This is a genomic window from Methylobacterium cerastii, from assembly GCF_022179125.1.
Classification (GTDB): domain Bacteria; phylum Pseudomonadota; class Alphaproteobacteria; order Rhizobiales; family Beijerinckiaceae; genus Methylobacterium; species Methylobacterium cerastii.
This window is the reverse complement of the sequence record NZ_BPQG01000001.1, coordinates 1-25,927: the sequence shown is the minus strand read 5'-3', so window position 1 is coordinate 25,927 and position 25,927 is coordinate 1. Positions and strand designations below refer to the sequence as shown.

Annotated in this window: 27 protein-coding genes; 9 read left to right on the top strand and 18 right to left on the bottom strand. The window is 72.3% G+C overall.

What is annotated here, in order from left to right; genetic code table 11:
* Window positions 1–177 precede the first annotated feature (177 nt).
* The 6 genes from MFF13_RS00135 to MFF13_RS00110 form a co-directional block, all read right to left on the bottom strand.
* Window positions 178–2,259: a hypothetical protein gene (locus MFF13_RS00135; RefSeq protein WP_238269993.1), complete on the bottom strand. Its 2,082-nt coding sequence runs from the start codon at window positions 2,257–2,259 to the stop codon at window positions 178–180.
* 184 nt (window positions 2,260–2,443) lie between these two features.
* The gene (locus MFF13_RS00130) at window positions 2,444–5,269 is read right to left on the bottom strand and encodes a DUF4159 domain-containing protein (RefSeq protein WP_238269991.1); all 2,826 of its coding nucleotides are present in this window, start codon (window positions 5,267–5,269) and stop codon (window positions 2,444–2,446) included.
* Between the two features lie 9 nt (window positions 5,270–5,278).
* Window positions 5,279–6,193: a DUF58 domain-containing protein gene (locus MFF13_RS00125; RefSeq protein ID WP_238269989.1), complete on the bottom strand. Its 915-nt coding sequence runs from the start codon at window positions 6,191–6,193 to the stop codon at window positions 5,279–5,281.
* Between the two features lie 3 nt (window positions 6,194–6,196).
* Complete coding sequence (locus MFF13_RS00120) at window positions 6,197–7,198, bottom strand: AAA family ATPase (protein ID WP_147828697.1); 1,002 nt, start codon at window positions 7,196–7,198, stop codon at window positions 6,197–6,199.
* A 144-nt stretch (window positions 7,199–7,342) separates the two neighbouring features.
* Window positions 7,343–7,699, bottom strand: coding sequence for a membrane protein insertion efficiency factor YidD (gene yidD / locus MFF13_RS00115; RefSeq protein WP_238269987.1), 357 nt, complete (start codon window positions 7,697–7,699; stop codon window positions 7,343–7,345).
* Window positions 7,700–7,703: 4 nt separating this feature from the next.
* The gene (locus MFF13_RS00110) at window positions 7,704–8,150 is read right to left on the bottom strand and encodes an iron-sulfur cluster assembly scaffold protein (protein ID WP_147754510.1); all 447 of its coding nucleotides are present in this window, start codon (window positions 8,148–8,150) and stop codon (window positions 7,704–7,706) included.
* A 300-nt stretch (window positions 8,151–8,450) separates the two neighbouring features.
* Here MFF13_RS00110 and folE point away from each other — a divergent pair, with 300 nt between their 5' ends.
* The 4 genes from folE (at window position 8,451) to MFF13_RS00090 (ending at window position 12,391) form a co-directional block, all read left to right on the top strand.
* Window positions 8,451–9,233: a GTP cyclohydrolase I FolE gene (gene folE / locus MFF13_RS00105; RefSeq protein ID WP_505744292.1), complete on the top strand. Its 783-nt coding sequence runs from the start codon at window positions 8,451–8,453 to the stop codon at window positions 9,231–9,233.
* 93 nt (window positions 9,234–9,326) lie between these two features.
* Window positions 9,327–9,743, top strand: a complete 417-nt coding sequence (hisI, locus tag MFF13_RS00100) for a phosphoribosyl-AMP cyclohydrolase (protein WP_147762367.1) — start codon at window positions 9,327–9,329, stop codon at window positions 9,741–9,743.
* Complete coding sequence (locus MFF13_RS00095; protein WP_238269985.1) at window positions 9,740–10,729, top strand: patatin-like phospholipase family protein; 990 nt, start codon at window positions 9,740–9,742, stop codon at window positions 10,727–10,729. Before hisI ends, MFF13_RS00095 begins: the two co-directional genes overlap by 4 nt.
* A 90-nt stretch (window positions 10,730–10,819) precedes the next feature.
* On the top strand, window positions 10,820–12,391 hold the full coding sequence (locus MFF13_RS00090) for an alkaline phosphatase D family protein (RefSeq protein ID WP_238269983.1): 1,572 nt from the start codon (window positions 10,820–10,822) through the stop codon (window positions 12,389–12,391).
* Window positions 12,392–12,400: 9 nt separating this feature from the next.
* Here the strand turns inward: MFF13_RS00090 and MFF13_RS00085 are convergent, their stop codons facing one another.
* Together MFF13_RS00085 and MFF13_RS00080 are read right to left on the bottom strand one after the other, a co-directional pair.
* Window positions 12,401–12,832, bottom strand: coding sequence for a CBS domain-containing protein (locus MFF13_RS00085; protein ID WP_147762364.1), 432 nt, complete (start codon window positions 12,830–12,832; stop codon window positions 12,401–12,403).
* A gap of 231 nt (window positions 12,833–13,063) precedes the next feature.
* Window positions 13,064–13,885, bottom strand: coding sequence for a rhomboid family intramembrane serine protease (locus MFF13_RS00080; RefSeq protein WP_238269981.1), 822 nt, complete (start codon window positions 13,883–13,885; stop codon window positions 13,064–13,066).
* Window positions 13,886–14,352: 467 nt separating this feature from the next.
* Between MFF13_RS00080 and MFF13_RS00075 the strand changes: the two genes are divergently transcribed.
* Entirely contained in the window at window positions 14,353–15,003 is a 651-nt protein-coding gene (locus MFF13_RS00075) for a PAS domain-containing protein (RefSeq protein WP_238269979.1), read from the top strand.
* Between the two features lie 158 nt (window positions 15,004–15,161).
* Window positions 15,162–15,788, top strand: a complete 627-nt coding sequence (locus tag MFF13_RS00070) for a PilZ domain-containing protein (protein ID WP_373322456.1) — start codon at window positions 15,162–15,164, stop codon at window positions 15,786–15,788.
* Window positions 15,789–15,950: 162 nt separating this feature from the next.
* On the opposite strand, the gene MFF13_RS00065 is transcribed toward MFF13_RS00070, so the two are convergent.
* On the bottom strand, window positions 15,951–16,238 hold the full coding sequence (locus tag MFF13_RS00065; protein WP_147831996.1) for a hypothetical protein: 288 nt from the start codon (window positions 16,236–16,238) through the stop codon (window positions 15,951–15,953).
* A gap of 29 nt (window positions 16,239–16,267) precedes the next feature.
* Here MFF13_RS00065 and MFF13_RS00060 point away from each other — a divergent pair, with 29 nt between their 5' ends.
* Window positions 16,268–16,915 carry a transglutaminase-like cysteine peptidase gene (locus MFF13_RS00060; RefSeq protein WP_147831993.1) on the top strand — a complete coding sequence of 216 codons (648 nt, stop codon included), beginning with the start codon at window positions 16,268–16,270 and terminating at the stop codon, window positions 16,913–16,915.
* Between the two features lie 39 nt (window positions 16,916–16,954).
* Here MFF13_RS00060 and MFF13_RS00055 read toward each other — a convergent pair whose 3' ends face one another.
* Complete coding sequence (locus tag MFF13_RS00055; RefSeq protein WP_238269977.1) at window positions 16,955–17,299, bottom strand: hypothetical protein; 345 nt, start codon at window positions 17,297–17,299, stop codon at window positions 16,955–16,957.
* 303 nt (window positions 17,300–17,602) lie between these two features.
* Here MFF13_RS00055 and MFF13_RS00050 point away from each other — a divergent pair, with 303 nt between their 5' ends.
* Complete coding sequence (locus MFF13_RS00050) at window positions 17,603–18,292, top strand: transglutaminase-like cysteine peptidase (RefSeq protein WP_147831991.1); 690 nt, start codon at window positions 17,603–17,605, stop codon at window positions 18,290–18,292.
* A gap of 9 nt (window positions 18,293–18,301) precedes the next feature.
* Here the strand turns inward: MFF13_RS00050 and MFF13_RS00045 are convergent, their stop codons facing one another.
* The 8 genes from MFF13_RS00045 to MFF13_RS00010 all read right to left on the bottom strand — a co-directional run bounded on the left by MFF13_RS00045 (window position 18,302) and on the right by MFF13_RS00010 (window position 25,228).
* Window positions 18,302–18,631: a DUF6949 family protein gene (locus MFF13_RS00045; protein WP_147754132.1), complete on the bottom strand. Its 330-nt coding sequence runs from the start codon at window positions 18,629–18,631 to the stop codon at window positions 18,302–18,304.
* A gap of 104 nt (window positions 18,632–18,735) precedes the next feature.
* Window positions 18,736–18,951 carry a DUF3126 family protein gene (locus tag MFF13_RS00040; protein WP_147754133.1) on the bottom strand — a complete coding sequence of 72 codons (216 nt, stop codon included), beginning with the start codon at window positions 18,949–18,951 and terminating at the stop codon, window positions 18,736–18,738.
* 129 nt (window positions 18,952–19,080) lie between these two features.
* Window positions 19,081–19,938 carry a serine O-acetyltransferase gene (cysE, locus tag MFF13_RS00035; protein ID WP_147754134.1) on the bottom strand — a complete coding sequence of 286 codons (858 nt, stop codon included), beginning with the start codon at window positions 19,936–19,938 and terminating at the stop codon, window positions 19,081–19,083.
* Window positions 19,939–20,147: 209 nt separating this feature from the next.
* A complete protein-coding gene (locus MFF13_RS00030; protein ID WP_281406027.1) occupies window positions 20,148–21,053 on the bottom strand; it encodes a helix-turn-helix transcriptional regulator in 906 nt (301 codons plus the stop codon).
* Window positions 21,054–21,372: 319 nt separating this feature from the next.
* The gene (locus tag MFF13_RS00025; RefSeq protein WP_147831989.1) at window positions 21,373–22,344 is read right to left on the bottom strand and encodes a lytic transglycosylase domain-containing protein; all 972 of its coding nucleotides are present in this window, start codon (window positions 22,342–22,344) and stop codon (window positions 21,373–21,375) included.
* Window positions 22,345–22,487: 143 nt separating this feature from the next.
* Window positions 22,488–23,294, bottom strand: a complete 807-nt coding sequence (locus MFF13_RS00020; RefSeq protein WP_238269975.1) for a Cof-type HAD-IIB family hydrolase — start codon at window positions 23,292–23,294, stop codon at window positions 22,488–22,490.
* Complete coding sequence (locus MFF13_RS00015) at window positions 23,291–23,854, bottom strand: gluconokinase (protein WP_147831984.1); 564 nt, start codon at window positions 23,852–23,854, stop codon at window positions 23,291–23,293. The genes MFF13_RS00020 and MFF13_RS00015 overlap by 4 nt, the downstream gene beginning before the upstream one ends.
* Before the next feature lie 90 nt (window positions 23,855–23,944).
* A complete protein-coding gene (locus MFF13_RS00010) occupies window positions 23,945–25,228 on the bottom strand; it encodes a lipase family protein (protein WP_238269973.1) in 1,284 nt (427 codons plus the stop codon).
* A gap of 270 nt (window positions 25,229–25,498) precedes the next feature.
* On the opposite strand from MFF13_RS00010, the gene MFF13_RS00005 reads away from it, so the two are divergent.
* Window positions 25,499–25,927, top strand: a 429-nt coding sequence (locus MFF13_RS00005; RefSeq protein WP_238269971.1) for a polysaccharide biosynthesis/export family protein, incomplete at its 3' end; no start/stop codon positions are given.

Below are 25,927 nucleotides of genomic sequence, written 5' to 3'. Positions count from 1 at the left end.
ATTTCCCGGGCGGGTGGAGCGTCAGCGGAACCCGATCCGGGGCCCAGCACAAGGATACGCGAAGCGGCCGAATCGTCGGCGCCGACGACCACGAGCCGCCGACGCGGCCGGTTCTTCCGCTGGATCCCGGATCACCCTCCGCTCGCGCTCCGGGCGTCCGGGAAATCGGCCTGAGCGTCACGCCGCCCGCCCGCGGCGTCCCTCCACCAGCCACATCGCCAGCACGGCCGCGGCCAGCAGCGCCAGGGCCGCGAGCCCGAGCGCCAGGGGATAGACCTCGACGCCGCGGATGACGGCGCTGTCGCTCGGGCGGAAGCCGATCCAGTCGGCGCCCGAGAGGCGGCCGCCGCGCACGCTCTGGAGGCGCGGCACCTGGACGGCGCCCGACGCGTCCGCGACGCGGCGGATCGAGCCGCCGGAGGCGTCGGCGACCGGCTTCAGGCGATCGGTGTCGCTGAACACGTCGGCGAGCTCGCGCGGGTTCGGCGGGCCGACGCTGACGAAGGCGGCGAGCGTGCCCGAGCGCAAGGTGTGCAGGCCGAGCTCGGTCGCCTCGAAGGTCGCGCCGAACAGCCCGGGCTCCGACGGCTTCAGGGCGAGCGTGCTGGTCTTGCCGGTCGGGCTCGTGACGACGACCGGATCGGTCGCCTCCGCCATGGTCTGGCGCTCGACGCGGACCTCGCGACCGCGGCCGGTCATCTGCGCGCGCAAAGCCTCCTCTTCCAGCGCCGGCTCCTTCATCAGCCAATGCGCGAGGCGGCGCAGCAGGTCGAGATAGGGGCCGCCGTCCTGGTAGCCACGCGCCCACAGCCAGGTGTGGTCGGACAGCATGAGTGCCACGCGGCCCTTCTCCTCGCGGGAGAGGGCGAGCAGCGGCAGGTTCTCGGCGCCCGACAGCAGCGGCTGGTTCCCGGCCCGCGTCTGCGCCGCGACGATGCGGAGCCAGTCGCCCCAGGCCGGCGGCGTCGCGTCTCCGCCGGGCAGCGCCCGCGTCACCGGATGGCGGTTGCCGGTCGCCGTCGCCGTCGGCTTGTAGGGCTGCTCGACCACGCGCCCGTTCGGGTCGCCCGGCAGGATGCCGGAAAGACGCGTGCGCGCGAGGCTCGCCGGGCCGGCGAATTCCGGGCCGGCAGCGATCAGGAGCGCGCCGCCCTCGCGGACGTAGCGGGTGATGTTGTCGAAATAGGCCGAGGGCAGCACGCTCTGGTTGGCGTAGCGGTCGAAGATGATCAGGTCGAAGTCCTTGATCTTCTGGACGAACAGCTCGCGCGTCGGGAAGGCGATCAGCGACAGCTCGGAGATCGGCGTGGCGTCCTGCTTCTCCGGCGGCCGCAGGATGGTGAAGTGCACGAGGTCGACGTTGGCGTCCGATTTCAGCAGGTTGCGCCAGGTGCGCTCGCCCTGGTGCGGCTCGCCGGAGACCAGCAGCACCCGCAGCTTCTCGCGGATGCCCTCGATGGGGAGCACGGCGCGGTTGTTGACCGTGGTCAGCTCGCCCGGCAACGGCTCGACCTCGATCTCGACGACGTTCGGGCCGCCATGCTCGATCTTCAGCGCGAGGTCGAACGGCTTGTCCGTCGGCACGGTGCGGCGCCCGATCTCCTCGCCGTCGCGGCGCAGGGCGACGACGGCCGAGCCGGTGCCGCCGCGCTCCATCACCTCGGCGCGGATCGTGAGGTCCTTGCCGACGATGCCGAAGCGGGGCGCCTCCAGGAGCTTGATCTGCCGGTCGCGCTCGTCCGGGTGCCCGGTGACGAGCACGTGCAGCGGCGCCTTGATCCCGAGGGCCGCGAGCGAGGCCGGGATGTCGTGCACGACGCCGTCGGTGAGCATCACCACGCCGGCCAACCGCTCAGGCGGCACGTCGGCGAGCGCCTGGCCCAGGGCGGCGAAAAGCTTGGTGCCGTCGTCGCCGGCGGCGTCCGGCACGTCGATGAAGCGCGGCTCGATGTTCGTCAGCGCACCGAAGCGACGCTGCAATTCGGCCCTGACCTGGTCGGTCGCCGCCGGCCGGTCGCCGAGCGCCTGCGACCCGGATCGGTCGACGATCACCGCGGCGATGTCCTTCACCGGCTCGCGATCCTCGCGCACCAGGGCGGGGTTCGCGAGCGCCGCAAGCACCAGCCCGAGCGCCAGCGCCCGCAGGACGGCGGTGCGTCCCCGCGCCAGGAAGGCGAGCACGGAAAACAGCGCCACGATCACGGCGAAGACCGCCAGCACCGGCCAGGGCAGCAGCGGCGTAAAGCTGAGGCTCAGCATGACGGGAGAGCCTTCGTGATCCGGTTGCGCGCGGGAAGCGCCGCGTGGCCCCCTCTCCCATGGGGAGAGGGCTGGGGTGAGGGGCGTGACCTGACCGGAGAGGTCACGCCCCTCATCCTGTCCTTCTCCCCCTGGGAGAAGAGACCCGCGACCACGTCCAATGCGTCGGTATGTGTCGGGATCGTCACTGCCCCAGCCGCTCCAGCAGGGCCGGCACGTGGACCTGGTCCGCCTTGTAGTTGCCGGTCAGCGTGTAGATCACGATGTTGACGCCGCCGCGGAAGGCCATCTCGCGCTGGCGCTGGTCGCCGCCGACCACCGGGTAGAGTGGGTCGCCGCGGCGGTCGATCGCCCAGGCCGCGGCGAGGTCGTTGCCGGTGATGACGATCGGGCTGACGCCGTCGCCGGCACGTGCCGGGCGACGCTCGGTGCCCTCGGCGGCCGGCGGCAGCGCCTCCACCCAGGTCTGGCCGGTGGCGTAGCGCCCGGGAAAGGTGTCGACGAGGTAGAACGCCTTGGTCAGCACGTGGTCTGAGGGCACCGGCTCCAGCTCCGGGATCTCGAGGGTCGCCAGCATCTTGCGCAGGTACGCCGCCTCCGGGGTCGGCGGGCCTCCGGCCCGGGCCGTGAGCGCGTCGCGGGTGTCGAACAGGACGGTGCCGCCGTTGCGCATGAACGCGTCGACCCGGCGGATCGTGGCCTCCGAGGGCTGCGGCCGGCCCGGCGCGATCGGCCAGTAGATCAGCGGATAGAACGCCAGCTCGTCCTTGGCCGGGTCGAGGCCGGCGGGCTCTCCCGGCTCCAGGGCGGTGCGGGCGGCGAGCATCTGGGTCAGACCAGTCAGGCCGGCCCGGCTCGCCTCGTCGATCGCCGCGTCGCCGGTGACGACGTAGGCGAGGCGCGTGACCAGCGCCGACTCGATGCCGTTCGGGCGGTTGGCCGGCGGCTCCTCGGCCCGCGCCGGCGGCCCGCCAAAAGCTCCGAGAAGGAGCACGCCCGACATCGCGAGAATCGCCGGGCGGCCACGGAGGCGGCCGACGAGGCTCCCTGAGCCGCGGTTGAGGAAGCCGCCGAGCCAGAGGCCCGCCAGCGTGTCGAGGACCAGCAGCAGAAGCGCCAGGGTGAACAGGCTCGGGCGCAGGTCGAGGGTCTCGGCCCCGGCGAGCGTGCCGGTGCGGGCGCCCGAGAGCGCGGCGAGGTCGAGCGCCTTGAGGCGGTCGTCGGGCCGGAGGGCGTTCACGGCGGTGCCGCCGTCGGCGGGGCCGTAGAAGCCCGGCGGATGCTCCACCGAGGCGCGGTCGGCGTAGTCGGCCGGCACGGCGGTGGCGGAGGCCGGCGGGTTGCCGAGCGCCCCGAAGCCGTCGAGCGCCAGTCGCGGGGCGAGGATCGCGGCGGCCGGCCGCGGGCCGCCCTCCGTGGGGGCGGCGGAGGAACCGGCCAGCGCCACCACCCGGCGCAGCATGTCGATGAACAGGCCCGACAACGGCAGGTTCGACCAGGTCGTGTCGGCGGTGACGTGGAACAGCACCACGAGCCCCTGCCCGCGATGCTCGGCAGTGACGATCGGCGTGCCGTCCTGCAACGAGGCCCAGGTGCGGCCGGGCAGGTCGCCGTCGGGCTCGGCCAGGATCTGGCGGCGCACGCCGATGTCGGCGGGCGGCGTCAGGCCGGCGAACGGGCTCTCGGGGGCGAAGGGCGCCAGCGTCTTCGGGCTGTCCCAGGAGAGCGTGCCGCCGAGCGTCCGGCCGCCGCGGCGCAGGCGCACCGGCACCAGCGGATCGCTGCCGGCCGCGAGTCGTGGGCCGGCGAAGCGCAGCAGCAGGCCGCCGCCCTCGACGAAGGCCTGGACGCGGGCGGCGGTGCGGTCGTCCATCGCGCCGACGTCGGCGAGCACCAGCACCGTCACCTGGTTGTCGAGGAGCTGCGCCACCTGGTCGGCGATGCCCTTGGCGCCGCGGGCCTCCTGCACGTCGGCGAAGGGCTGGAGCGCGCGGGAGAGATAGTAGGTCGGCGCCAGCAGCGGCTGCGCCTGGTCGCTGGTGCCGCCGAAGACGAGGCCGACGCGGCGGCGCTTGCCGCGCTCGTCCACCAGGGTCACGGCGCCGGCCGAGCGCTCGCCGGCGATCTCGATGCGGCTGACGCCGTTGCGCAGCTCGATCGGCATGTCGAAGGCGATCTCGGCCTCCGTGGCGTCGGGCGCGAGGGCGAAGTCGTGCTCGGCCAGCGGCAGGCCCTTCTGGTCGAGCGCGCGCACGAGGCCGCCGTCGCGGCCGTTGCGGGCGGCGCGCAGCACCCGGGCCGTGAGCTTGCCCCCGGCCTCGGACGCGGTCAGCGCCAGGGCCGGCGGCGCGTCGGCGCGCAGCACCGTCAGCGCGGCGCCCGACGACGCCACGGCCTCGGCGAGGCGTGCGGGGAAGTCTCCTGGCTCGATGCCGGCGACGCCGTCGCTGATCCAGACGAGGCCCGCGCCGGCGTTGCGGTCGAGGAAGTTGGTGAGCACTGCCAGGTGCGCGCCCCGGTCGGCGATGTGCGGGCGCGGCGCCAAGGCGCGCAGCCGTTCGAGGCTGGCTGCCGGCGTGCGCGCCTCGACCGCGGCGGGGGCGTCCGCCAACCCGACCACCGCGACGGGCCGTCCGTCGCGGGCGGCGCCCTCGACGGCGTCGGTGGCGACCCGCATCCGGTCGCGCCAGTCGTGGGCGGCGGAGACGCCGTTGTCGATCATCACCAGCAGCGCCTTGCGGCCTCCGCCGGCGCCGACGCCGCTCGGGTTCCAGACCGGCCCGGAGACGGCGAGGATGAGGGCGGCGGCGGCGAGCAGCCGCAGGATCAGCAGCCAGGGCGGGGTCCGCGCCGGCGTCTGGCGCCGCGCCACCAGGTCCGCCACCAGCTTGAGCGGCGGGAAGTCGATCCGGCGCGGGCGCGGCGGCGTCACCCGCAGCAGCAGCCACAGGGCGGGCAGGCCAATCAGGGCGGCGAGCGCGAAGGGCGCGGCGAAGGTCAATCCGAGCACGACGCCCTCCTAGCCCGTTCCGCGCGCGGCGGCGACCAGGGTCGCGAGGCGAAGCGCCGCCTCGCTCGCGGGGCGGTCGGTGCGGTGCAGGGTCAGCGTCCAGCCGACGCCGCGGGCGATCTCGGAGAGGCCGGCCCGGTGCGCCTGGATGCGGGTGCGGTAGGCGTCGCCCCAGGCGCCGGCGTCGCCGACGTCGAGCGAGAGGCCGGATTCTAGGTCGTGCAGCACGGCCTGGCCCGAGAACGGGAACGTCTCCTCGATCGGGTCGGCGACGGCCACGAGGTGCCCACGGCTGCCGCGCCCGGCGATCTCCTGGACGGCCGACGCGACGCGTTCGAGGGGGGTGAGGAAGTCGCTGATCAGGATCACCTCGTCGAAGCGGGCCGGGGCCGCGCGGCGCGGCAGGTCCTGGGTCAGGCCGGCGGCGTCGGCGACGAGCGCCTGCGCCATGGCCTCGACGATCTTGCGCGACGCGGTCGCGCGGGTCAGCCCGAGTAGGCCGACTCGCTCGCCGCCGTCGACGAAGGCGTCGGCGAGCGCCAGCCCGAGGACGAGGGCACGCTCGACCTTCGCGGCCTGCGCGAGGTCGGAGGCGAAGCCCATGGAGGCGGAGCGGTCGATCCAGATCCAGATGTTGTGGGCGGCCTCCCACTCGCGCTCGCGGACGTAGAGCCGGTCGTCGCGGGCGGAGCGGCGCCAGTCGATCCGCGCGGCCGCCTCGCCGTTCACGAACGGCCGGAACTGCCAGAAGCTCTCGCCGGGGCCGGCGCGGCGGCGGCCGTGCAGGCCGTGCGCCAGCATCGACGAGACGCGGCGTGCCTCCAGCACGAGCCGGGGCATGCGGGACGCGAGCGCCACCGCGCCCTCGCTCTCCCGCCGGCCGGGCGCGCGCGGGATCGCGTCGTGGGCGCGCACGGCCGCCACGCGCTAAAGCTTCTCGGCGAGCTTGGCGATCAGCCCCTCGATGGTGTCGCCGTCGGCCCGCGCCGCGTAGCTCAGCGCCATGCGGTGCTTCAGCACCGGCTCGGCGAGCGCCTTCACGTCGGCGACCGAGGGCGCGACGCGGCCTTCGATCAGCGCGCGGGCGCGGGCCGCCAGGCTCAGCGCCTGGCTGGCGCGGGGGCCGGGGCCCCACATCAGCTTGCCCTTCACCAGCGGGTCGCCGCCGTCGGGGCGGGCCGAGCGGACGAGGTCGAGGATCGCGTCGACCACGGTCTCGCCCACCGGCAGGCGGCGCACGAGGCGCTGCGCGGTCAGCAGCGCGTCGGTCGACATCACGGCCTTCACGCCCTGGTCGGCGACGCCGGTGGTCTCGATCAGGATGCGGCGCTCGGCGGCGCGGTCGGGATAGCCGACGTCGATCTCCAGCAGGAAGCGGTCGAGCTGCGCCTCGGGCAGCGGATAGGTGCCCTCCTGCTCGATCGGGTTCTGGGTGGCGAGAACGTGGAACGGGCGTGGCAGGTCGTGGCGCTCGCCGGCGACCGAGACGAAGTTCTCCTGCATCGCCTGCAGCAGCGCGGACTGTGTGCGCGGGCTCGCGCGGTTGATCTCGTCGGCCATCAGGAGCTGGGTGAAGACCGGGCCCTTGACGAAGCGGAACGAGCGGCGGCGGTCGGCATCCTCGTCCAGGATCTCGGTGCCGAGGATGTCGGAAGGCATCAGGTCGGGCGTGAACTGCACCCGCCGGGCGTCGAGCCCGAGCACGGTGCCCAGCGTCTCGACGAGCTTGGTCTTGGCCAAACCCGGCAATCCGACGAGGAGGCCGTGACCGCCGGCCAGGATCGTGACGAGGGCGAGGTCGACGACCTTCTCCTGTCCGAAGATCACACCGTGGATCGCTTCGCGCGCCTGGCCGACGGAGGCGAGGCAGGCTTCGGCGGTGGCGACGATGCCGTCGTCGAGGGTAGTGGCGGACGAGCCCTGACTCATGCCGATGGGGTTTCCGTCTTGATCGTCGGGCCTGCCGGCCGGGGGCGACGCTGGCGTCGTTCTGGGCGCGGAGTGTGCGGCGGTTCGTGACCGGCTGGCAAGGCCGGCATCGCCGCAGGTTCGTCGGGCGCGACCTGTGGCGCTTCAGCTACGCTCCGACGCCGTCACCTGGGTCTGGCCGTCCGAGGGCGCGACCGCGTCGCAGGAAAACGGGTTCGGCGGCGCATTGACCCCCCGCCAGCGCGCGTAGCGCCACGGCAGGAACCAGCGCGCCCGCGGCGGCAGGGCGTCGGGCACGAGGTCGATGCCGTGGGTGCCGAAGGGACCGCAGCGGCAGATCCGCGAAAACCCCATCCAGGCGCCGGGCCAGAGCCCGTGCCGGGCGATCGCCGCGTCCGCGTAGTCGGAGCAGCTCGGCCAGTGCCGGCACTGTCGGCCGACGAGGCCGGACAGCGTGAGTTGATAGCCGCGGATCGCGATCCGCGCGGCACGCCGCAGCATCGCGTCAGGCGGCGGCGCGCCTGGCGGCCTCGATGCGGTCGAGCGCCTCCACCACCGCGTCGAAGGTGAGCAGGGTCGAGGCGTGGCGCGCCTTGAAGTCGCGCACCGGCGCGAGCACGGAGAGGTCGGCCCAGCGGCCCTCGGGCGCCGGGCCGTTCGTCTTCAGCATCGCACGCATGGTCTCGCGCACGCTCCGAAGCTCCTCGGGGCTGGAGCCGACCACGTGCCGCCCCATCAGCGAGGACGAGGCCTGGCCGAGCGCACAGGCCTTCACGTCGTGGGCGAAGTCGGCGACCGTCTCGTCGGCCCCGAGCACGAGGTCGACGGTCACCGTCGAGCCGCAGAGCTTCGAATGCGCCGTCGCGCTGGCGTCCGGCGCCGAGAGCCGGCCGAGCCGGGGGATGTCGGCGGCGAGTTCGAGGATGCGCCGGTTGTAGATGTCGTCGAGCATGGGCGCCTTCCGCTCCTTGTCGCTGCGTGGTCGGTCGCTGCGTGGTCGGCCCCGTGCGGGCCGCCCTTGCGCCCCGCGCGCCGTGCATTGCGCGATCGTGCAAGAACGACGATATAGGCCGCTTCAGGCCGTTTCGCGAGGAGGCGGCTCGTCGACCAGGGTCGCGCCCACGGCCACGGACACCGCAACCACCGGGGCGCCGGCCCGGAGCCATCCGGGCTCCGAGACGGTTCGACCGACATGTACGCCAAGCCGGACAGTACGACGATGAAGGCCCGTGTGGCGCGGGCCGGAGATGCCATGGATGCCGCGCTCAAATCCCTGTCCTACGGCGCCGCCCGTCCCCTTCCCGAGGCCGAGCCGAGCTTGAGCGTCATGCGCAACGACAACGACCGCGTGGTGGCGAGCCTCGCCGAGCGCCGTGCCGAGACGGCCGCGCCGGACGGCGCCAAGGACATCGCGAAGAAGCCCGAATCCGCGACGCGGGTGCCCGACGGCATCGCCCTCGCCCGCCCGAGCCGCGAGGAGGCCGAGGCCGCCGTGCGCACCCTGCTGCGCTGGGCCGGCGACGACCCGAACCGCGAAGGCCTGCTCGACACCCCGGCCCGCGTGGTCAAGGCCTACGGCCAGCTCTTCGGCGGCTACGAGGTCGACGCGGACGCCCTGCTCGAGCGGGTGTTCGAGGAGGTCGAGGGCTATTCCGACATCGTGCTGGTGCGCGACATCCCGTTCTACTCCCACTGCGAGCACCACATGGTGCCGTTCATGGGCCTGGCCCACATCGCCTACTACCCGACCAAGGGCGTGGTCGGCCTGTCGAAGCTCGCCCGCGTGGTCGACACCTTCGCCCGCCGGCTGCAGACGCAGGAGACGATGACCGCCCAGATCGCCGACGTGATCGAGAGCATCCTCAAGCCCCGCGGCGTCGCCGTCCTCGTCGAGGCGGAGCATCTCTGCATGGCGATGCGCGGCGTCCAGAAGGCCGGCGTTTCCACCATCACCACCCAGTTCCGCGGCGCCTTCCGCGAGGACGCCAGCGAGCAGGTGCGGTTCCTGACGCTGGTCCGCGGCGGCAAGGCGTAGCCGCATTCATGTGGCGTCGCCGCCCCTTCCCTCCCCCGCAGAGGGGGGAGGGATGCTCGCGGACCGAGTGCTCTGCGCAGGAACCGTCATTCGATGACCGTCCCCCCATTCGATCCGCCCGGTAGCCGTACCGAGGTCGAGGAAGGCGTGGCCTTCACGCCCCGCTTCGACCGCGACGGGCTCGTGGCCTGCATCGCCGTCGACGCGCAGGACGGCCGCGTGCTGATGCTCGCGCACATGAACGCCGAATCGCTGCGACGGACGCTGGAGACCGGCGAGGCCTGGTACTGGTCGCGCTCGCGCCGGGAACTCTGGCACAAGGGTGCGACCTCGGGCCAGGTCCAGCGCGTCGTCGAGATGCGCACCGATTGCGACCAGGACGCGCTGCTGATCACCGTCGCGGTCGGCGGCGACGGCGGCTGTTGCCACACCGGGCGGCGCGCCTGCTTCTACCGCAGCGTCGCCCTCGACCCGGACGGCCGCGCGGTGCTGAACCCCGCCGGCCCATGAGCGGCGCGCACGCCCTGCTGCGGCACGCCGCGCCGTCGATCGCTCCCGGAACCGTCGAGCCGACGCGCGAGACGGCGCCGTGGCAGCCGCGGATCGGCCTGGCCCTCGGCGGCGGCGCCGCGCGCGGGTGGGCGCATATCGGCGTGATCCGCGCCCTCGACGAGGCCGGCATCCACCCCTCGGTCGTCGCCGGCTGCTCGATCGGCGCCGTGGTCGGCGGCTGCTTCGCCGCGGGCAAGCTCGACGCCCTGGCCGAGTTCGCGCTTTCGCTCACACGCCGCCGGGTGCTGGGCCTCCTCGACCCGCGCCTGTCGGGCTCGGGGCTGATCGGCGGCGACCACCTACGCCGGCGGCTGGTGCGCGACCTCGGCGACCGCCTGGTCGACGACCTGCCGGTCGGCTTCGGCTCGGTCGCCACCGAGCTCGGAACCGGGCACGAGGTCTGGCTCACGCGTGGATCGCTGATCGAGGCTCTGCGCGCCTCCTACGCCCTGCCCGGCCTGTTCGCGCCGGTCGAGCGCGACGGGCGTCTCCTGATGGACGGCACGCTGGTCAACCCGGTGCCGGTGACGCTGGCCCGCGCGATGGGCGCCGACCTTGTCGTGGGCGTGAACCTCGCCTGCGACCCGCGGATGCGGGGCGGCGTGATCGAGCCCGGCGCGGCCGATCCCGTCGAGCAGGTCGTCACCGCGGTCGGCGCCCGGCGCTGGAGCCTGCTCGCGGGCCTCCGCAATCGCAGGGTCGCGCCGTCTGGACCCGGGATCGGCCGGGTGATGTTCGACGCCTTCAACATCACGCAGGACCGAATCTCGCGCGCGCGCCTCGAGCGGGACCCGCCCGATTGCGCGATCGGGCCGGACCTCGCCACGATGGGACAGTTCGAGTTCCACCGGGCGGCCGAGGCGATCGCCGCCGGCCACGCGGCGACGCGCGCCGCCGTCCCCCGCATCCGGGCGATGGTGCAGGCCGCGGCCGCGCGCGCCTGACGCGCCGCGTCACGCGACTGTCGCATCGGCCTGCGATGCGGCCCTCGTGCGGGATCGGGACCGGCCCGACCGCCGCGAGGAGCCGCCCCGATGGTGTCCAGCCGCCGCCAGATCCTGTTCGCCGGCGGGGCCGGCCTCGTCGGGTTCGCGTCCGGCATCGCCCGGCCGGGCCTCAGCCGCGCCGCCGACCGGCCGATCCTCACGCACGGCCTGCAATCGGGCGACGTCGGCACCGACTCCGCGATCGTCTGGGCGCGCGCCGACCGCCCGTGCCGCGCGATCGTCGAATGGTCCACCACCGACAGCTTCGCCGAGATCCGCGGCGGCACCTTCGCCGACGCCCTGCCGGAGGCGGACGGCACCGTGAAGGCTGCGCTCACCGGCCTGCCGCCGGGGCAGGACATCGTCTACCGGATCCGGCTCGAAGACCTCGCGGCGCCGACGATCCGCGGCCCGGCGCAGGTCGGGCGCTTCCGCACCGCGCCGGCCGACCGGCGCTCGGTCTCGTTCTGCTGGTCGGGCGACACGGCGGGCCAGGGCTGGGGCATCGACGAGGCCCGCGGCGGCATGACCATCTACAAGGCGATGCTGGCCAACCGCCCGGACTTCTTCCTGCATTCCGGCGACACGATCTACGCCGACGGGCCGATCACGGCCGAGGTGCGACTGCCTGACGGCACGCTCTGGCGCAACCGCGTCACCGAGGTGGTGTCGAAGCCCGCCGAGACGCTCGCCGAGTTCCGCGGCCGCTACCAATACAACCTGACGGACGCGAACGTGCTGGCGATGAACGCCGCCGTGCCGATCCTGGCGCAATGGGACGACCACGAGGTCACCAACAACTGGTGGCCCGGCGAGCCGCTGACCCGGGCCGAGCACCTAAGGAAGAGGTACGCCGACCCGAACGTGCGCGCGCTCCAGGTGCGGGCGTCCCGCGCCTTCCACGAATACATGCCGATGCGCTTCGAGCCGGCCGAGCCCGGCCGCGTCTACCGCAAGATCGCCTACGGCCCCCTCGTCGACGTGTTCATGCTCGACATGCGCTCGTATCGCGGGCCGAACGGCGAGAACCGCCAGACCGCCTACGGCCCGGACGCGTACTTCCTCGGGCCGGTGCAGCTCGCCTGGCTCAAGCGGGCGCTGATGGAGTCGCGCGCGACCTGGAAGGTGATCGCCGCCGACATGCCACTCGGCCTCGTCGTCACCTACGACGGCGACCGGAACTTCGGCTCCGAAGCGGTTGCGCAGGGCGACGGCCCGCCCCTGGGGCGCGAGCTGGAGATCGCCGACCTGCTGCGCTTCATCAAGGCTGCGAACATCCGCAACACGGTGTGGTTCACGGCCGACGTGCACTACACCGCCGCGCACTACTACGACCCCAACAAGGCCCGCTTCCAGGAGTTCGAGCCGTTCTGGGAGTTCGTCTCAGGCCCGCTGCACGCCGGCACCTTCGGCCCGAACACGCTCGACGACACGTTCGGGCCGCAGCTGCGTTTCGTGAAGGCGCCGCCGGAAGGCCAGGTGAACCTGTCGCCGGCGGCAGGCTACCAGTTCTTCGGGCATGTCGCCGTCGACGGGCGGACGGAGCAGATGACGGTGACGCTGAAGGACGCGGCTGACGCCGACCTGTGGCACGTCACCCTCGATCCCGTCCTGGCTTGAGCGGAGGCGTCAGGCCATCGTGATGTAGTCGCGCATCGCCTTGTGCTCGGCCTCGACCGCCGCGATCCGGCGCTTGACCACGTCGCCGATGGAGATGAGGCCGACGAGCCGGCCGTCCTCGCAGACCGGAACGTGGCGGAAGCGCCCTTCGGTCATCAGCTGCATCACGTCCTCCACCGTCGTGGCGCGCTTGCATGTGACGACCTCGGCGGTCATGTGCGCGGAGACCGGCGCATCGAAGGCGCCGCCGCCGAGCTTGGCCAGCGCTCGCATGATGTCGCGCTCGGACAGGATGCCGGCGACCGACCCGTCGCCGTGGGTGACCACGAGTGCGCCGATGCGCTTCTCCGCGAGGAGATGGATCGCCTCGTCGAGGGTCCGTTCGGGGGTGATGGTGACGATGTCCGCGCCTTTCTCGGCGAGGATGCGTGCGATGGTCATGAAGATCCCTCCCAGGAGGTGACGCCGCCCGCGCCGTCAGCCGCGGCGCGCATAGGGACCGGAGGCGTGCCCGGGTTGATCCCGGATCGCGCCGTGCGATCGATGCGAGTGTGTGGCGGATGCCGCGCCATGGCAAGACCGGGCGCGCGGCGCCTGCCGAGGGCGTCCACATCGTCGAACGGGAATGTCGGCCGCCGTCATGCGGCCGGTCATCCAAGCGGCTCGGGCCGGCTACCGCGGCGGTCGTGCCTGCGGGTCCACGAACGGGAACATCAGGAAGCTGACGACGAAGCCGCCGAGGTGGGCGTCCCACGCGACCGCCGCGTTCTCGGCGCCGAGCGGCAGGGTGATCAGGCCGAACAGCAGGTTCGTCGCCAGCCAGATGACCAGGAACGTCACCGCGGTGCGGTTGCGCAAAAGCTCCGGCACGGTCTCGGCCGGACGGTGCGGCGGCAGCTGCCAGGCCTGCGTCCCGTAGCCCGCCGCCGGCGGCTGGAACACGAAGCGCGCGGCGGCCGCCATCAGCGCCGACACGCCGGCAGACGCGCCGATCAGCGGCGAAGAACTCAGCGGGTCGATCGCGACATGCAGCGCTCCGCCCGCGACCGTCCCGGCCAGCGCGATCAGCCCGAAGCGCCAGGCGCCGCAGCGCCGCGCCACCGGCGAGCCGAAGGCCGCGAGCCAGACGCTGTTGAAGATCACGTGCATCCATGAGCCGTGCAGCAGGCCGTAGGTGGCGAAGCTCCACGGGTAGGCGCCGGGCTCGCTGAGCACGTAGCGGGCGAAGCCCTCGCGCGCGGCGGCGAACTGCGCGTCGCCGGCCTCGCTCGCCGCGCGCAGCACCGCGTCGGCCTGGGCCGGGTCGAACCATGTCGTCCAGCGGGACGGCACCAGCGCGAGGTCGAGCACCAGGCGGATGTCCCAGGCGTCCGGCAGCAGGATCTCGCGGACCGCATGGATCGCGAGCAGCAGGCCGATCGAGACGGTGACCACGCCCGGCATGTTGAAGACGGGCACGCGGCCCTGGCGCGGCAGATCGGGGGAAGCATCCATGGCGCCACATGTCGGGGCGACGGCTCCCGCTGCAAGGGCCTGCGGCCGCGGCGACGGCCGGAACGGCGGCCGGCGAACAAAAAAAGGGAGGCGCACCGCGAACGGGCGACCTCCCTGAAGCAGAGGATCCGAGACCCCTTGCGGGGCCGGGCGCCGTCCGGACCAGGAGACGGCGGGGCGCGGGCGCCCGATCCCTCCGCGCACCTCGCAAAGGCGACCCGGAGACGTGACGGCGTCGGGGCGACCCGAACCGTCACGCTTTCGTGAACACTGTCTCGCAGGGCCGCCCGGCGTGCAACGTCAACCTCCGCTTAACCTTAACGAAGGGTTGCGCGAGCTTGGCCGTGACCCCGGGCGTAGGTTGTGCACCGTGACGGTCGAACAGCCGCTGGATGCACCACGAGAGATCGAAGGTGTTCCGAAGCGGCACCGATCGCCACGCCGCCGCGCATCAGTCCGGGACACCGATGAAGCATCCGACCAGCCGCATGCTTTACAGCTACTGGGACCGGCTTCGCGGGCAGCGCTGCGCCCCGGAGCGCTCCGAGATCGAACCCGGCGCGATCCGCCATTTGCTGGCCGACAGCCTGATCCTCGAACTCGACATGCCGCACCGGACCGCGACCCTGCGGCTCGCCGGCACCCGCGTCTGCGCCCTGTTCGGGCGGGAGTTGCGGGCCGCGCACCTGTCCGCCCTCTGGGGCGAGGCCTCGGCGGACCCCTGGCGGATGGTCGAGACGGTGGCGGCGGACGCGATCGGCGTCGTCGCGGGCCTGCGCGGCACCAACACGGACGGCGAGACCGTCGACCTCGAATTCCTCCTGCTGCCGCTCCGCCACCGCGGGCGCACCCAGGCGCGGGCGCTCGGCGCGCTGAGCCCCGTCGCCCCGCCGACCTGGCTCGGCCTGCGTCCGCTCGTGCGCCTCGACACGCTCTCCCTGCGGATGCTGGCTCGGCCCATGCCCGACGCCCTCCACGATGGGCCGCAGGGCGACGACTCGGTCCTCGATCTCGCGGGCCTCGAAGCCGGGGCGTTCGGCGCCTTCCCCCCGCCGGCCAACGACAGCACCCCGTTCCGTCGCGGGCACCTCATGGTCCACCGCGGCGGACGGGTCTGAAAGCAGCGGAGACGCCGGCCGCAGAACTGACGCGAGAAAATTGAACAGGCACCTTGAGCAAGAAACCTCAGATTGTGTGCCTGGAACAAGGTTTTCGTAACCAGATAATTGCTAGGTTTTGCGAGCGAGCGAGCAACGACGGACCGACTATTCCCGCGATGATGATGGCGCAGAACTCAGCGGGAACGACGACACTGCGCCTCGCGCAGGCCTCCGACCTGCGACGCCATCAGCGCGTGCCGGTCTCCCTGCTCGGCCGCTACATGCTGTCCGACCGCCGCGAATATCCGTGTCAGACCGTCGACATGTCGCCCGGCGGCGTCCGTCTGACCTGCGCGGTGGTGGGTGAGCTCGGCGAGCGCGTGGTGCTGTACCTCGAGCATATCGGCCGGATCGAGGGCGTCATCGCGCGCCATCCCAAGGGCGGCTTCGCGATCCAGCTGTCGGCGACGCCGCGCAAGCGCGACAAGATCGCCTCGCAGCTCACCTGGCTCGCCAACCGCGAGATGCTCGGCCTGCCCGAGGGCCGGACCCACGAGCGCATCGTGCCCAAGCAGCCGGCGGTGGTCGTGCGGCTGGAGAGCGGGCGCGAGATCAAGGCGCGGGTCATCGATATCTCGATGTCGGGCGTCGCCCTGGCCAGCCTCAGCGCGCCGCCGCTGGGCACGACGTTGACGATCGGCACCACGCCCGGCAAGCTCGTGCGCTACTTCGAAGGCGGGTTCGGCGTGCAGTTCATGCTGCCGCTCTCCCCCGACCGCTTCCACGAAGGCATGACGCTCTAAGCACGCGGCGGCCGGGGCCGAACGCTTCGGCGACTTGGTTGTGGCCGCCGCCGCCGGGGCGGACGCGTCGCGGTCACCACGTCATTGCCGATTGATTCTGCGAATCGAGCAGACGATGCGGTTTTGCCGGATCGCACGCACGCCGCCGTCCGAAAACCCTTCTCATTCATCAAGCCCGACCTGAACGGTGATCGCCTTTGCCGAGTCGGCCGCTCGCTCGGTCGGATCGCGTCCGATCGCTGCGTTTGACGTCCCGCATCGGAATTTCGGATCGATCGGACGGCGACCGCGGCGGCCGCACAGGGTTTCCCGATCCTCTACGCGATGCCGACAATCCGCCGGGTCGCCAAAGCGTCCGGTTCGGGCTGTTGCGAGGCGCGCCGACGGCGGCGGCGAATCGATAAAATTGCTCGTATCGGCTTCAGCGCCGTGGAGGGCGCGCGGGCCCATCGTGCCTCCATCGACGGAGGGTTTGGGCGATGGGCCGGGTGTTCAGCAGCAAGGGAACGGGGATCCGGGCGCTCGGCCTCGGGCTGTTCGCCCTCCTCGCCGCCGGCGTGGCGCCGGTCGCCGCGCAGACCCTGGCCTCGCTGCCCGCCCCCACCATCGCGGCCGCGCCGGTCGGCGTCGCCAAGCCGATCCTGGCCTGGGTGACGTTCTGCCAGACCTACCCGGCCGAGTGTGCGGTCAACGCCGCCGAGCCCGCCCGCATCGCGATGACCCCCGCGATCTGGAACACGATCCAGACGGTCAACCGCCGCGTCAACGCCACGGTGACGCCGGTGACCGACATGGACCACCTCGGGGTGCCGGACCGTTGGGACCTCGCCGAGGACGGCTCGGGCGATTGCGAGGACTTCCAGCTGCTCAAGCGCAGCCTGCTCGCCCGCGCCGGCCTGCCGCGCCGCGCCATGCGGATGACCGTGGTCATCGACGAGAAGGGCGAGGGCCACGCCGTCCTCACCCTGATCACCGATCGCGGCGACCTCGTGCTCGACAACAAGACCAGCCAGATCCTACCCTGGCACCGCACCGGCTACACCTTCATCAAGCGCGAAAGCCAGGACGCCGTCGCCTGGGTGTCGCTCGGCGGCGTCACCTCGCCTATCACCACCGCCAACCGCTGAGGATCAGGCGGCTGGGGAGGATCGGGCGGCTCAGAAGGCTCAGGCGGCCTGGAGCGCCGGCTCGGCCTCGGCCTCGGACGCCGCGACCTCTTCGGTCATCTCGGCATCCGCCGGCACGGGGCGTTGCGCCGGGCGCTTGAGGGCGTCCCGACGAATGCGGCCGAGCTGCATCTCGATCCGGCCGATGAAGGCGGTGATGTGGGGGGCGACGCCGCGCAGGCTGGCGAGGTCGCGCAGCAGGATGTCGACCGCGAGCGCGCGGTCCGCATCGGTCGGGGAGGCGGCGAGGAACATCTCCACTGCGTGCTGGGCGATGTCGATCGCCCCCGGGGCGCCGTTCTCCGCGAGAGCCCGGATCATGAGATGGATGGGGGGTTGCGACACGGTTGCGATGATCCCTGGCGGCCGCTTGGCCGGCGTCTTGCTCGGACCTGCGAAGCCGATCCCGTGGCGCCGGCGTGCCGTCACGCCGGTGTCACAGTCTCAATCTGCGAATCACGCCGGAATCAAGGGGCGATCGACCGCGCAGGTCTCGCATTCCCGAAGCGCATGAACTTTTATCGCGCATCGCCCGCGGCCTCGGTGGAACCATCCGGGAGCCGATTGGTTAATTCGCCTTCATTTTTCGATTGAGCCGCCGGCACGCCCGTGCCAGCTTGGTCGCTTCGGCAGGGCGGAGCATCGAGCATGCGGTACGCGGTTGTCCAGGCTGCGGGTGCCCTCGGCGGCATCCGATGGCGCTTTGCCCTGCGAAGCACCGGGCGCGCGGCCGCCCTGGGCTTTGCCGGAACGATCCTGATGATCGGCGGGGCCTCGACCCAGCCCCGGACGCTCGCCAGCCTGCCCGATGCGGCCACGCCCGTGGAGACCGGGGCGGCGGCGCGCCCGGTGGCGGCCTGGACCGCGTTCTGCCAGCGCATGCCCGCCGAGTGCGACGTGGACGCGCGCGAGCCGGCCACGATCCGGTTCGACGCCGACCTGTGGCGGACGCTGACCGGCGTCAACCGCCGGGTCAACGCCCGGATCAGGCCGGTCACCGACCAGGCCCATTGGGGCGTCGTCGATCGCTGGGACTTCCCCGACGACGGTTTCGGCGATTGCGAGGACTACCAGCTGCTCAAGCGCCGGATGCTGATCGAGCGCGGGTTGCCCCGGCGTGCGCTGCGGATGACCGTCGTCATCGACGACATCGGCGAGGGCCACGCGGTGCTGATGGTGCGCACCGATCGCGGCGACTTCATCCTCGACAACAAGACCAACACGATCCTGTCGTGGCGCGACACCGGATACGCCTACATCAAGCGCGAGGGGCAGGACGGGCGCGCCTGGGTCACGCTCAACGGCGGCGCCTCGCCGGCGGCGACGGCCAACCGCTGACGGGCCGGGTCAGGCGCCGACGACGAAGGCCGCAAGGCCCAGCGCGACGCGGCCCGAGAGCAGGCCCCAACCGCAGGCGATGACGGTCGCCAGCATCACGAAGGGCATCGGGCGCCCCTCGATCCGACGCCCGCGCAGGGTGTTCCGCAGGATGATGAAGGGCGCCCCGAAGGCCAGCATCGGCAGCGCGGCGACGGCGGTGACGCCGCCGTGCCCGAGCAGGCTGAAGCTGGCGCGACGCGTGGTGCACATCTCGAACGCGCTGGCGAGGAGCCCCGAGAGGGCCAAGCCCACGCAGAGCGTCCGGATCGCGTCGAGGGAAGCGAGGGTGATGACCATGACGCACGCTACGACCGAGGATGCGCGCAGTCTAACCCTGATGTTTACGAAACGTTAAGCACCTGTGCGGGTTAGCGTTAACCCGTGCACAGGCCGAACGCGCCTCAGGCGTCGTCCTCGAGATCGATGTCGAGGATCGCCATCCGGAACATGAAGGAATCGTCGCCGTCCTCCTTGTCGTCGGAGATCACGCCGATCGACTCGTCGCCGATGAAGACCTCGGCGGAATCGCCGTTCTTCATCGCCACGATGCGGATGCTGGCGTTGGCGAATTTGCGGCGCAGGTAGTCCTGCAGCTTCGCGACTTCGGGCTTGGTCACGCTGTCGAGCCTTTCGGGTTCTTCATGCAGGGCGTTCCGGGTGCGTGCCCTGGTCGGGAGCCCGCCCGGCGGCCGGGCCACCGCTTGCCACGCCCTCGGCGGAGGAGCAAGCGCGGCCGGACCCGCGCGTCAGATGCCCTCGGCCATGTGGATGAACTGGTCCATGCTGACGAGCTGGTCCATGGCCCGGGCCGGCTCGGCGCAGCCGGCGGTGCCGACGACGCGGGCCGGCACCCCGACCACCGTGGTGTTGGCCGGCACCGGGCGCAGGACCACCGAGCCGGCGGCGACCCGGGCGCATTCCCCGACCTCGATGTTGCCGAGGATCTTGGCGCCGGCGCCGATCATCACGCCGCGGCGGATCTTCGGATGGCGGTCGGCCCCCTGCTTTCCGGTGCCGCCGAGCGTCACCGCGTGCAGGATGGAGACGTCGTCCTCGATCACGGCGGTGGAGCCGACCACGAGGCCGGTGGCGTGGTCGAGGAACACCCCCCGTCCGATCCGCGCCGCCGGGTGGATGTCGCACTGGAACACCTCCGACGACCGGCTCTGCAGGTAGAGCGCGAGGTCGCGCCGGCCCTGGTTCCAAACGTGGTGCGCCAGGCGGTGCGCCTGGATGGCGTGGAAGCCCTTGAAGTACAGCACAGGCTCGATCGCACGGCTGGTCGCAGGGTCGCGGTCCATCACGGCGACGATGTCGGCGCGGAACGCCTCGCCGATGCGCGGATCCGCCTGGATCGCCTCGTGGAAGGCATGCGCGACCAGCTCCGAGGGAAGCGCCGCGTGTCCGAGCCGGGCGGCGACCCGGTGCGAGACGGCGCCCTCCAGGCTGGTGTGGTTCAGGATCGTGGCGACGATGAAGGAGGCGAGCTGCGGCTCGTCGCGGATCACCGCCTCGGACTCGGCGCGCAGGCGCGACCAGACCGGGTCGACGGTGCCGGCGAGCCCGTCGGCGACGGGGCGCCCGAGGGCGTGGCTGCCAGTCATGGTTCTGCTCCTCGGGTGGCGCGGCGACGGAGGGCGGCTTGCCCCGTGCCGGGGCGCCCGGACCGGGTCGCGCCGGGTCCACGGATGATCACGGGTCGGTTCGCGAACCGGCGAAGGCGGGTTCCCGTTCGACGTGAGCGGAAAGCTTGGGGTGGCCGCCGGCCTCGATCAAGGGCCGCGTCAGGACGGCGGGCGCGACGTCGCACCCCTCAGGCGGTCACCGCCTGCCCTTGGAAGCGCGCCTCGATCGTCCGGGTCAGGCGGTCGACCATCACGTCCACGGGCACGTCGGAGGTGTCGACGGTCGCCGAGGCGCGGGCGTAGAGCGGCTCGCGGCTGGCGAGCACCGCCCGCAGCTCGAGCATCGCCGAGGCGTGGTCGCCGGTCATGGCGAGATGTCCCTGGTCGCGGACTCGCTGCATGTGTTCCTCGGGCCGCGCCTTGAGCCAGACCGTGAAGAAGGCCTGCAGCAGGAGGTCGTAGGTCAGCGGTTCGGCGACGATGCCGCCGCTGGTCGCGAGGACCAACGGCCCGGGATGCTCGGTCAGGCGCCGCAATGCCGCCTGCTCCAGGCGGCGGTAGCCTTCCTGGCCGTAGATCGCGAAGATCTCCTGGACCGAGAGCGCGTTCTCGCGCTCGATCTCGGCGTTGAGCTCGATGAAGGGCCAGCCGAGGCGTTCGGCGGTCATCCGCCCGAGGGTGGACTTGCCCGCGCCGCGCAGGCCCACCACCGCCACGCGCGGGCGCGGCATGCTTCCGTCGCGCGGGCCGCCCGAAAGCGCGTCCTTCGCGGCCGCGATCTGGGCCGGCGAGGCGTGGCCGAGGAGGTCGCGCAAAACCGGCCAGTCGGGGATCGCGTCGTTGCCGGTGATCAGGTCGTCGAGGCGCACGCCCATCGCGTCGGCGACGCGCCGCAGCAGGATGATCGAGACGTTGCCCTGCCCGCCCTCCAGCTGAGCGATGTATCGCTCCGACAGGCCCGAGGTCTGCGACAACAGCTTGCGCGACAGGCCGCGGACCGTGCGCGCATGCCGGACCCGGCGACCGAGGTCGGACAGGAAGAGTGATTCTTGTTCCACCGCGCCGGTCATGGCGTCGTCCGCTTTCCGATTGATCCCAAGCGCGTCGGTCTCAAGCGCGAGATCGGCCTCTCGGCCATCCCGACGCAAGTGATGCGCCGCGAACCTCACACAAGGACGACCATGACGCGGTCACGCCCGATCTCTCGCGAGACGTCCGGCGCACCCCTGCCCTCGGTGCATGATGATTCGTCAAAGGAACTCGAGCGGTTGCGATGCTGCGGCGCACACGGCGCCGACCGCATCGGTCCCCTCGTCCGACGCCCCGTATGTGTTGCGCTGCGGTCCCGCGGTCAACCCAGCCAGCAAATCGTTGGCTGGACAACCTCTGCGGTTTTCCCGCGCTGGTACAAACCTACTGGTCGGTGGCGAGGGCGGTGGCTTCGAGGACGGGCTCCTCGGCGGGCGCCCTGCGAGGCGCTGCGGGCCGGGCGAACGCAGCGAGTCGCTGGGCCGAGGGCCGACGCGGCGGCAACGGCACGGCGACGCTGTCGGCGGAGGCCGCATCCGCGGTGGCGGCGGCCGGCTGCGCTGCGGGCGAGGCGGCCAGGGTGAGCCCCGAGAGGTCGGCGCTCGCCACCTGGACGGCGCCGGAAAGCGAATCGGGCCGGCGCGGCGGAAGCGGCACCGCGATCGTCTGGGCCGTCGCGGCGGCGTCCGCTTGCGACTGGTCGGCGGCGGGGTCCTGCGTCGTGCGCAGGCTCGCCATCTCCACCATCTCGGCCCCGGAGAGGGCTGCCGGACGACGGGGCGGCAAGGGGACCGCGACCGCCTCGGCCGGCGCCGCCGCCACGGTCGGCGCATAGGCCAGCGCCACGTTTGCGGCGGAGAGGTTCGGATCGGTGGCGGCGACCGGGGCGCCGGTGAACAGGCTGGCGACGGCGCTGGCGGAGGCGGCGACGGGGGCTACCACCGCGGCGACCGCCGTGGCGACGCCCTGGCGCTTGGCGGCGTAGTAGTAGCCGCGATTGTAGTAGCCGTAGGCCTGGCTGAGGTTGCCCTGCGCGGTGCGGTAGGCGCCGGCGAGGTAGGCGACGCCGTATTTCAGGTTCGTCCCGGGGTCGAGCAGGCCGGCGGCGTCGCCCTGATAGCCGAGGCCGCGGGCGGTGGCGGGCTTGATCTGCATCAGCCCGAGGGCGCTGCCGCCCTTGGCCTTCGGGTTGTAGTTGCTCTCGCGCTTGACCACCGCATGGACGAAGCTCGCCGGAACGCCGTTCGCCTTGGCGTGCTGCTCGATCAGCGCATCGATGTTGTCGCGGGCCCCCTGCGCGATGGCCGGGACGGTCACGACCGCCAGAGCTGCGGCGAGGAGAAGGCGTCGATGCATCCTGGAGACCCGTTCCCGCTTGTTCTGGTCAAGCTAGGTCGGGGGCAAATGAGGCCGGAAAGCGGCTTGGATGCGGTCGCCTGGGGGCGGCGAACCCGGGGGGCGCAGCCTGTGCCCAGCATGCCACAGGGGCGGACGTCTTCTTAGGCCAGGATCAGCCGATCGACCGCCTTGGCGACGCCGTCGGCGTCGTTGCCGTCGGTGACGGCGGTGGCCGCCGCCTTCACCCTCTCCTCGGCGTTGCCCATCGCCACCGACAGGCCGGCGCGCGCGAACATCGCGGCATCGTTGCCCGCGTCTCCGAAGGTGGCGATGCGGCTGCGCGCGAGGCCGAGCCGGTCCGCCATCCAGTCCACGAAGCCGCCCTTGTCGACGCCGGGTGGGGTCACGTCGAGGTAGTAGGCCTGCGAGCGGTGGACGACGGCGCGGCCCTCCAGGGTGCGGCCGATCTCGGCCTCGCAGGCGGCGAGGTGCGCGTGGTCCCGGCTGACGCCGACGAGCTTGGAAGCCCGTCCCAGAAGGGAGGCGAGGTCGGGCACCACGTTCGGCTCGGCGTCGAGGGTGCGGCGCTCGAGGTCGGTGTAGGGTCCGGCCGGGTCGCGCAGGCTCCACAGGCCGTCGGCGAAGACCCAGACATCGAGCTTCGCGGCGAGCATCCGGTCGACCGCCTCCCGTGCGGTCGCCTCCGGGATCAGCCGCTCCTCGATCACGGAGAGGTCGGGGCCGACCACCGTCGCGCCGTTGAAGGCGCCCATCGGCAGGCGCAGCGCCAGCGTCGCGACGAGACCGCGCAAGCCAACGGGCGGGCGGGCCGACGCGACGGTGAAACCGATTCCGGCGGCGTGCAGCCGCGCCACCGCGGCGATCGTGCCCGGGCTGAGGCTCTTGTCGGTGCCGACGAGGGTGCCGTCGACGTCCGAGATCACGAGGTCGATGTCGCGGTCGCTCATGATACGGCTCCTCCGGTCGCCTGGACCCGGACGACCACGCGCTCGGCGATCCGCTCGGGATCGTCGGCGATGCCGACGACGACCGGATGCTCGTTCTCCCCCGGCGGCTCCAGGGTCGCGAACTGGCTGTCGAGGAGGGCCGGCGCCATGAAGTGCCCGTGCCGCTGCGCGAGCCGGCCGGCGATCAGGTCGCGGCTGCCTTCGAGGTAGACGATCCGGACCTGCCGCGAGCCTCCGGTGAGAACGTCGCGATAGGCCCGGCGCAGGGCCGAGCAGACGATGACGCCGGATTCCCCCCGCTCCAGGCGATGCCGGATCCAGACCGCGATCGAGGCGAGCCAAGGCGCGCGGTCCTCGTCGTCCAGGGCGAGGCCGGCATGCATCTTGGCGACGTGCTCGGGCGTGTGGAAGCTGTCGCCGTCGACGAAGATCCAGCCCAGCCGCTCGGCCACCAGGGCGGCCACGGTGCTCTTTCCCGAGCCCGAGACCCCCATCACCACGAGCACCTGTGCGGCGGGGGACCCCGCAGGGTCGTTCGGCGTGGACTGGCTCGCGGGCATCGCGGCTCCCGGTTCGATCGCGTGGTCGCGGCGTCGCAGATAGCACGCCGCCCGGCCCGGGCGAGGCCTTCGCGCGGAGCCACCCTCCCCTCAGCCGCCGGCCTGCGGCGCCGCGGGCGCCAGCTCCGCCACGATCGGACGGATCGCCCGGTCGCGCAGGAATTGCGGTCCGAGGACCATGCGGAAGTAGTCGTAGGGGCCGGGCCGCTCGTTCGCGAGCAGGAACTGGAAGTGCATGCGGAACGGCTTGAGCCTGACCTTCGCATAGGTCTCCGGCGTCAGGATGTCCCGCACCTGTGCCGACCGCACCAGCGGGTTCGCGATCGGGCCGCCGGCGAGCGGCAGCCCGAGGTCGAGCACAGGATTGAAGCCGGGGAAGTTCATCCAATCCTGCGGCGCCTGCACGTCGAGCCAGACGATCCGGCGCGAGGCGACGAGGGCGGCCACGTCGCCGCGGACATGCCGGGCGAAGGGCTGCGCGGCGACGATCGGAAGGGCAGAGCCCAGGGTCGCGAGGCAGAACGCCGTGTCGCCCGTTCCGAGGTCCGGAGCTCGGGCGAGGAGCCGCGCGGCGACCTCGGCGGCCGTGAGCCCGCCGGTGGAGTGGCCGACGATCATCACCTCGTCCGGCCGCTCGCCGCGGGCTTCGGCTTCGGCGAGCCGCGCGAGGATGCGGTCGGCGAAAACGTCGAGGCGGGCGGCATAGTCGCGTCGCCAGCCGTTGCCGTGCTGCCAGTTGAACACCCAATCGTTCAGCAACTGCCAGAAGAAGAAACGGTTGAGCAAAGCCTCGATCGCCACGATCCAGGCGATCCCGGCGACGACGGCAAGCGGCAGGGTCACCCAGGGCGGCCAGCCGAGGCTGTGGCCGAACCAGTCGCCGAGGTGGGCGTGCACCAGGGTCCCGATCGCCAGCGACAGGGCCGAGAGCAGCACGACCATCACGAACGGGTAGATCACGACGTTCCCGTAGAGCCAGTTGAGCCGGTAGAACCGCCAGATCAGCCCGCGGACCAGGGCATGGAGCGTGCCGACGACGAGGAGCAGGACGCTGAGCACCCGCGGCCGACGGAAGTCCCGCGCGACGAGGTCGTCCCAGAGCAGCACGTCGTAGGCGGTCGCCACCCGGCCCTCGTCCGGTCCGACCGTCCAGCTCTGTAGGATGCCGTCCGCACTCAAGGTCGCCGGCGAGATGTCGGGCCGCGGATCGCCGAAGCGCTTGGCGTGCCGCAACAGCTCGCGCACGAACAGCAGACGATAGCGGGTCCGTGCCTCGGGATCGTAGCCCGGAATGAAGAACACCTGTCGGCGGCGTACCGTGCCGGTCCGCTCGGCCTGCAAGTCCGGCGGGGTGTAGGAGAGAGGCAGCCTCATGGATGAGGGCGTTCTTCCGAAGTCGTTCGCTGCGTCGTGGGGCGGAAATATTTTCCAGGCATAAGGCTTCGTCGGCGCGAGAGCCAGATCGCCCGTGTCGCTGTCAGCGTCCAGCCCGCAGAAAGTCGGAGTCGCGACTTGACGATGTGCACAACGGGGATCGCCGCGGCCGATCGAGCTCGCGCGCTGCGAGTGTGTCCGCCCCGCTACGGACAGCAGCTTGCGATTGGTCTAGGCGTCGAGGCCTTGAAAACGATCAGGCAATCCTGGATGCGCGTCCTCCCCCTGCTCCTGCTCACCGCACTTGCGGTGTCGGGCTGTTCGGTTCTTCCGGCTTCGGGTCCGACGGCGCGGGCCGTCGAGGCGGGGGCGGAGGTCTCGACGCCGGAGGGGCTGCTGGCGCGCTACGAGCTCGTGGACGTGACGCCGGCCGTGATCGAGGCCCTGCGCGGACGCCCCCTCGACAGCCTGCTCGCCTCCTTCGGCGACAAGCGCCCCTCGATCGAGCCGGTGATCGGCGTCGGCGACTACGTCGCCGTCTCGGTCTGGGAAGCCGGCTCCGGCGGCCTGTTCTCAGGACCCCTCGTCGCCGACCGCTTCTCCGCCGGCTCGAAGTCCGCCCTCATCCCCGAGCAGGCGGTCGGCCGCGATGGCGCGATCTCGGTGCCCTACGCCGGACGCATCCACGTCGCCGGACGC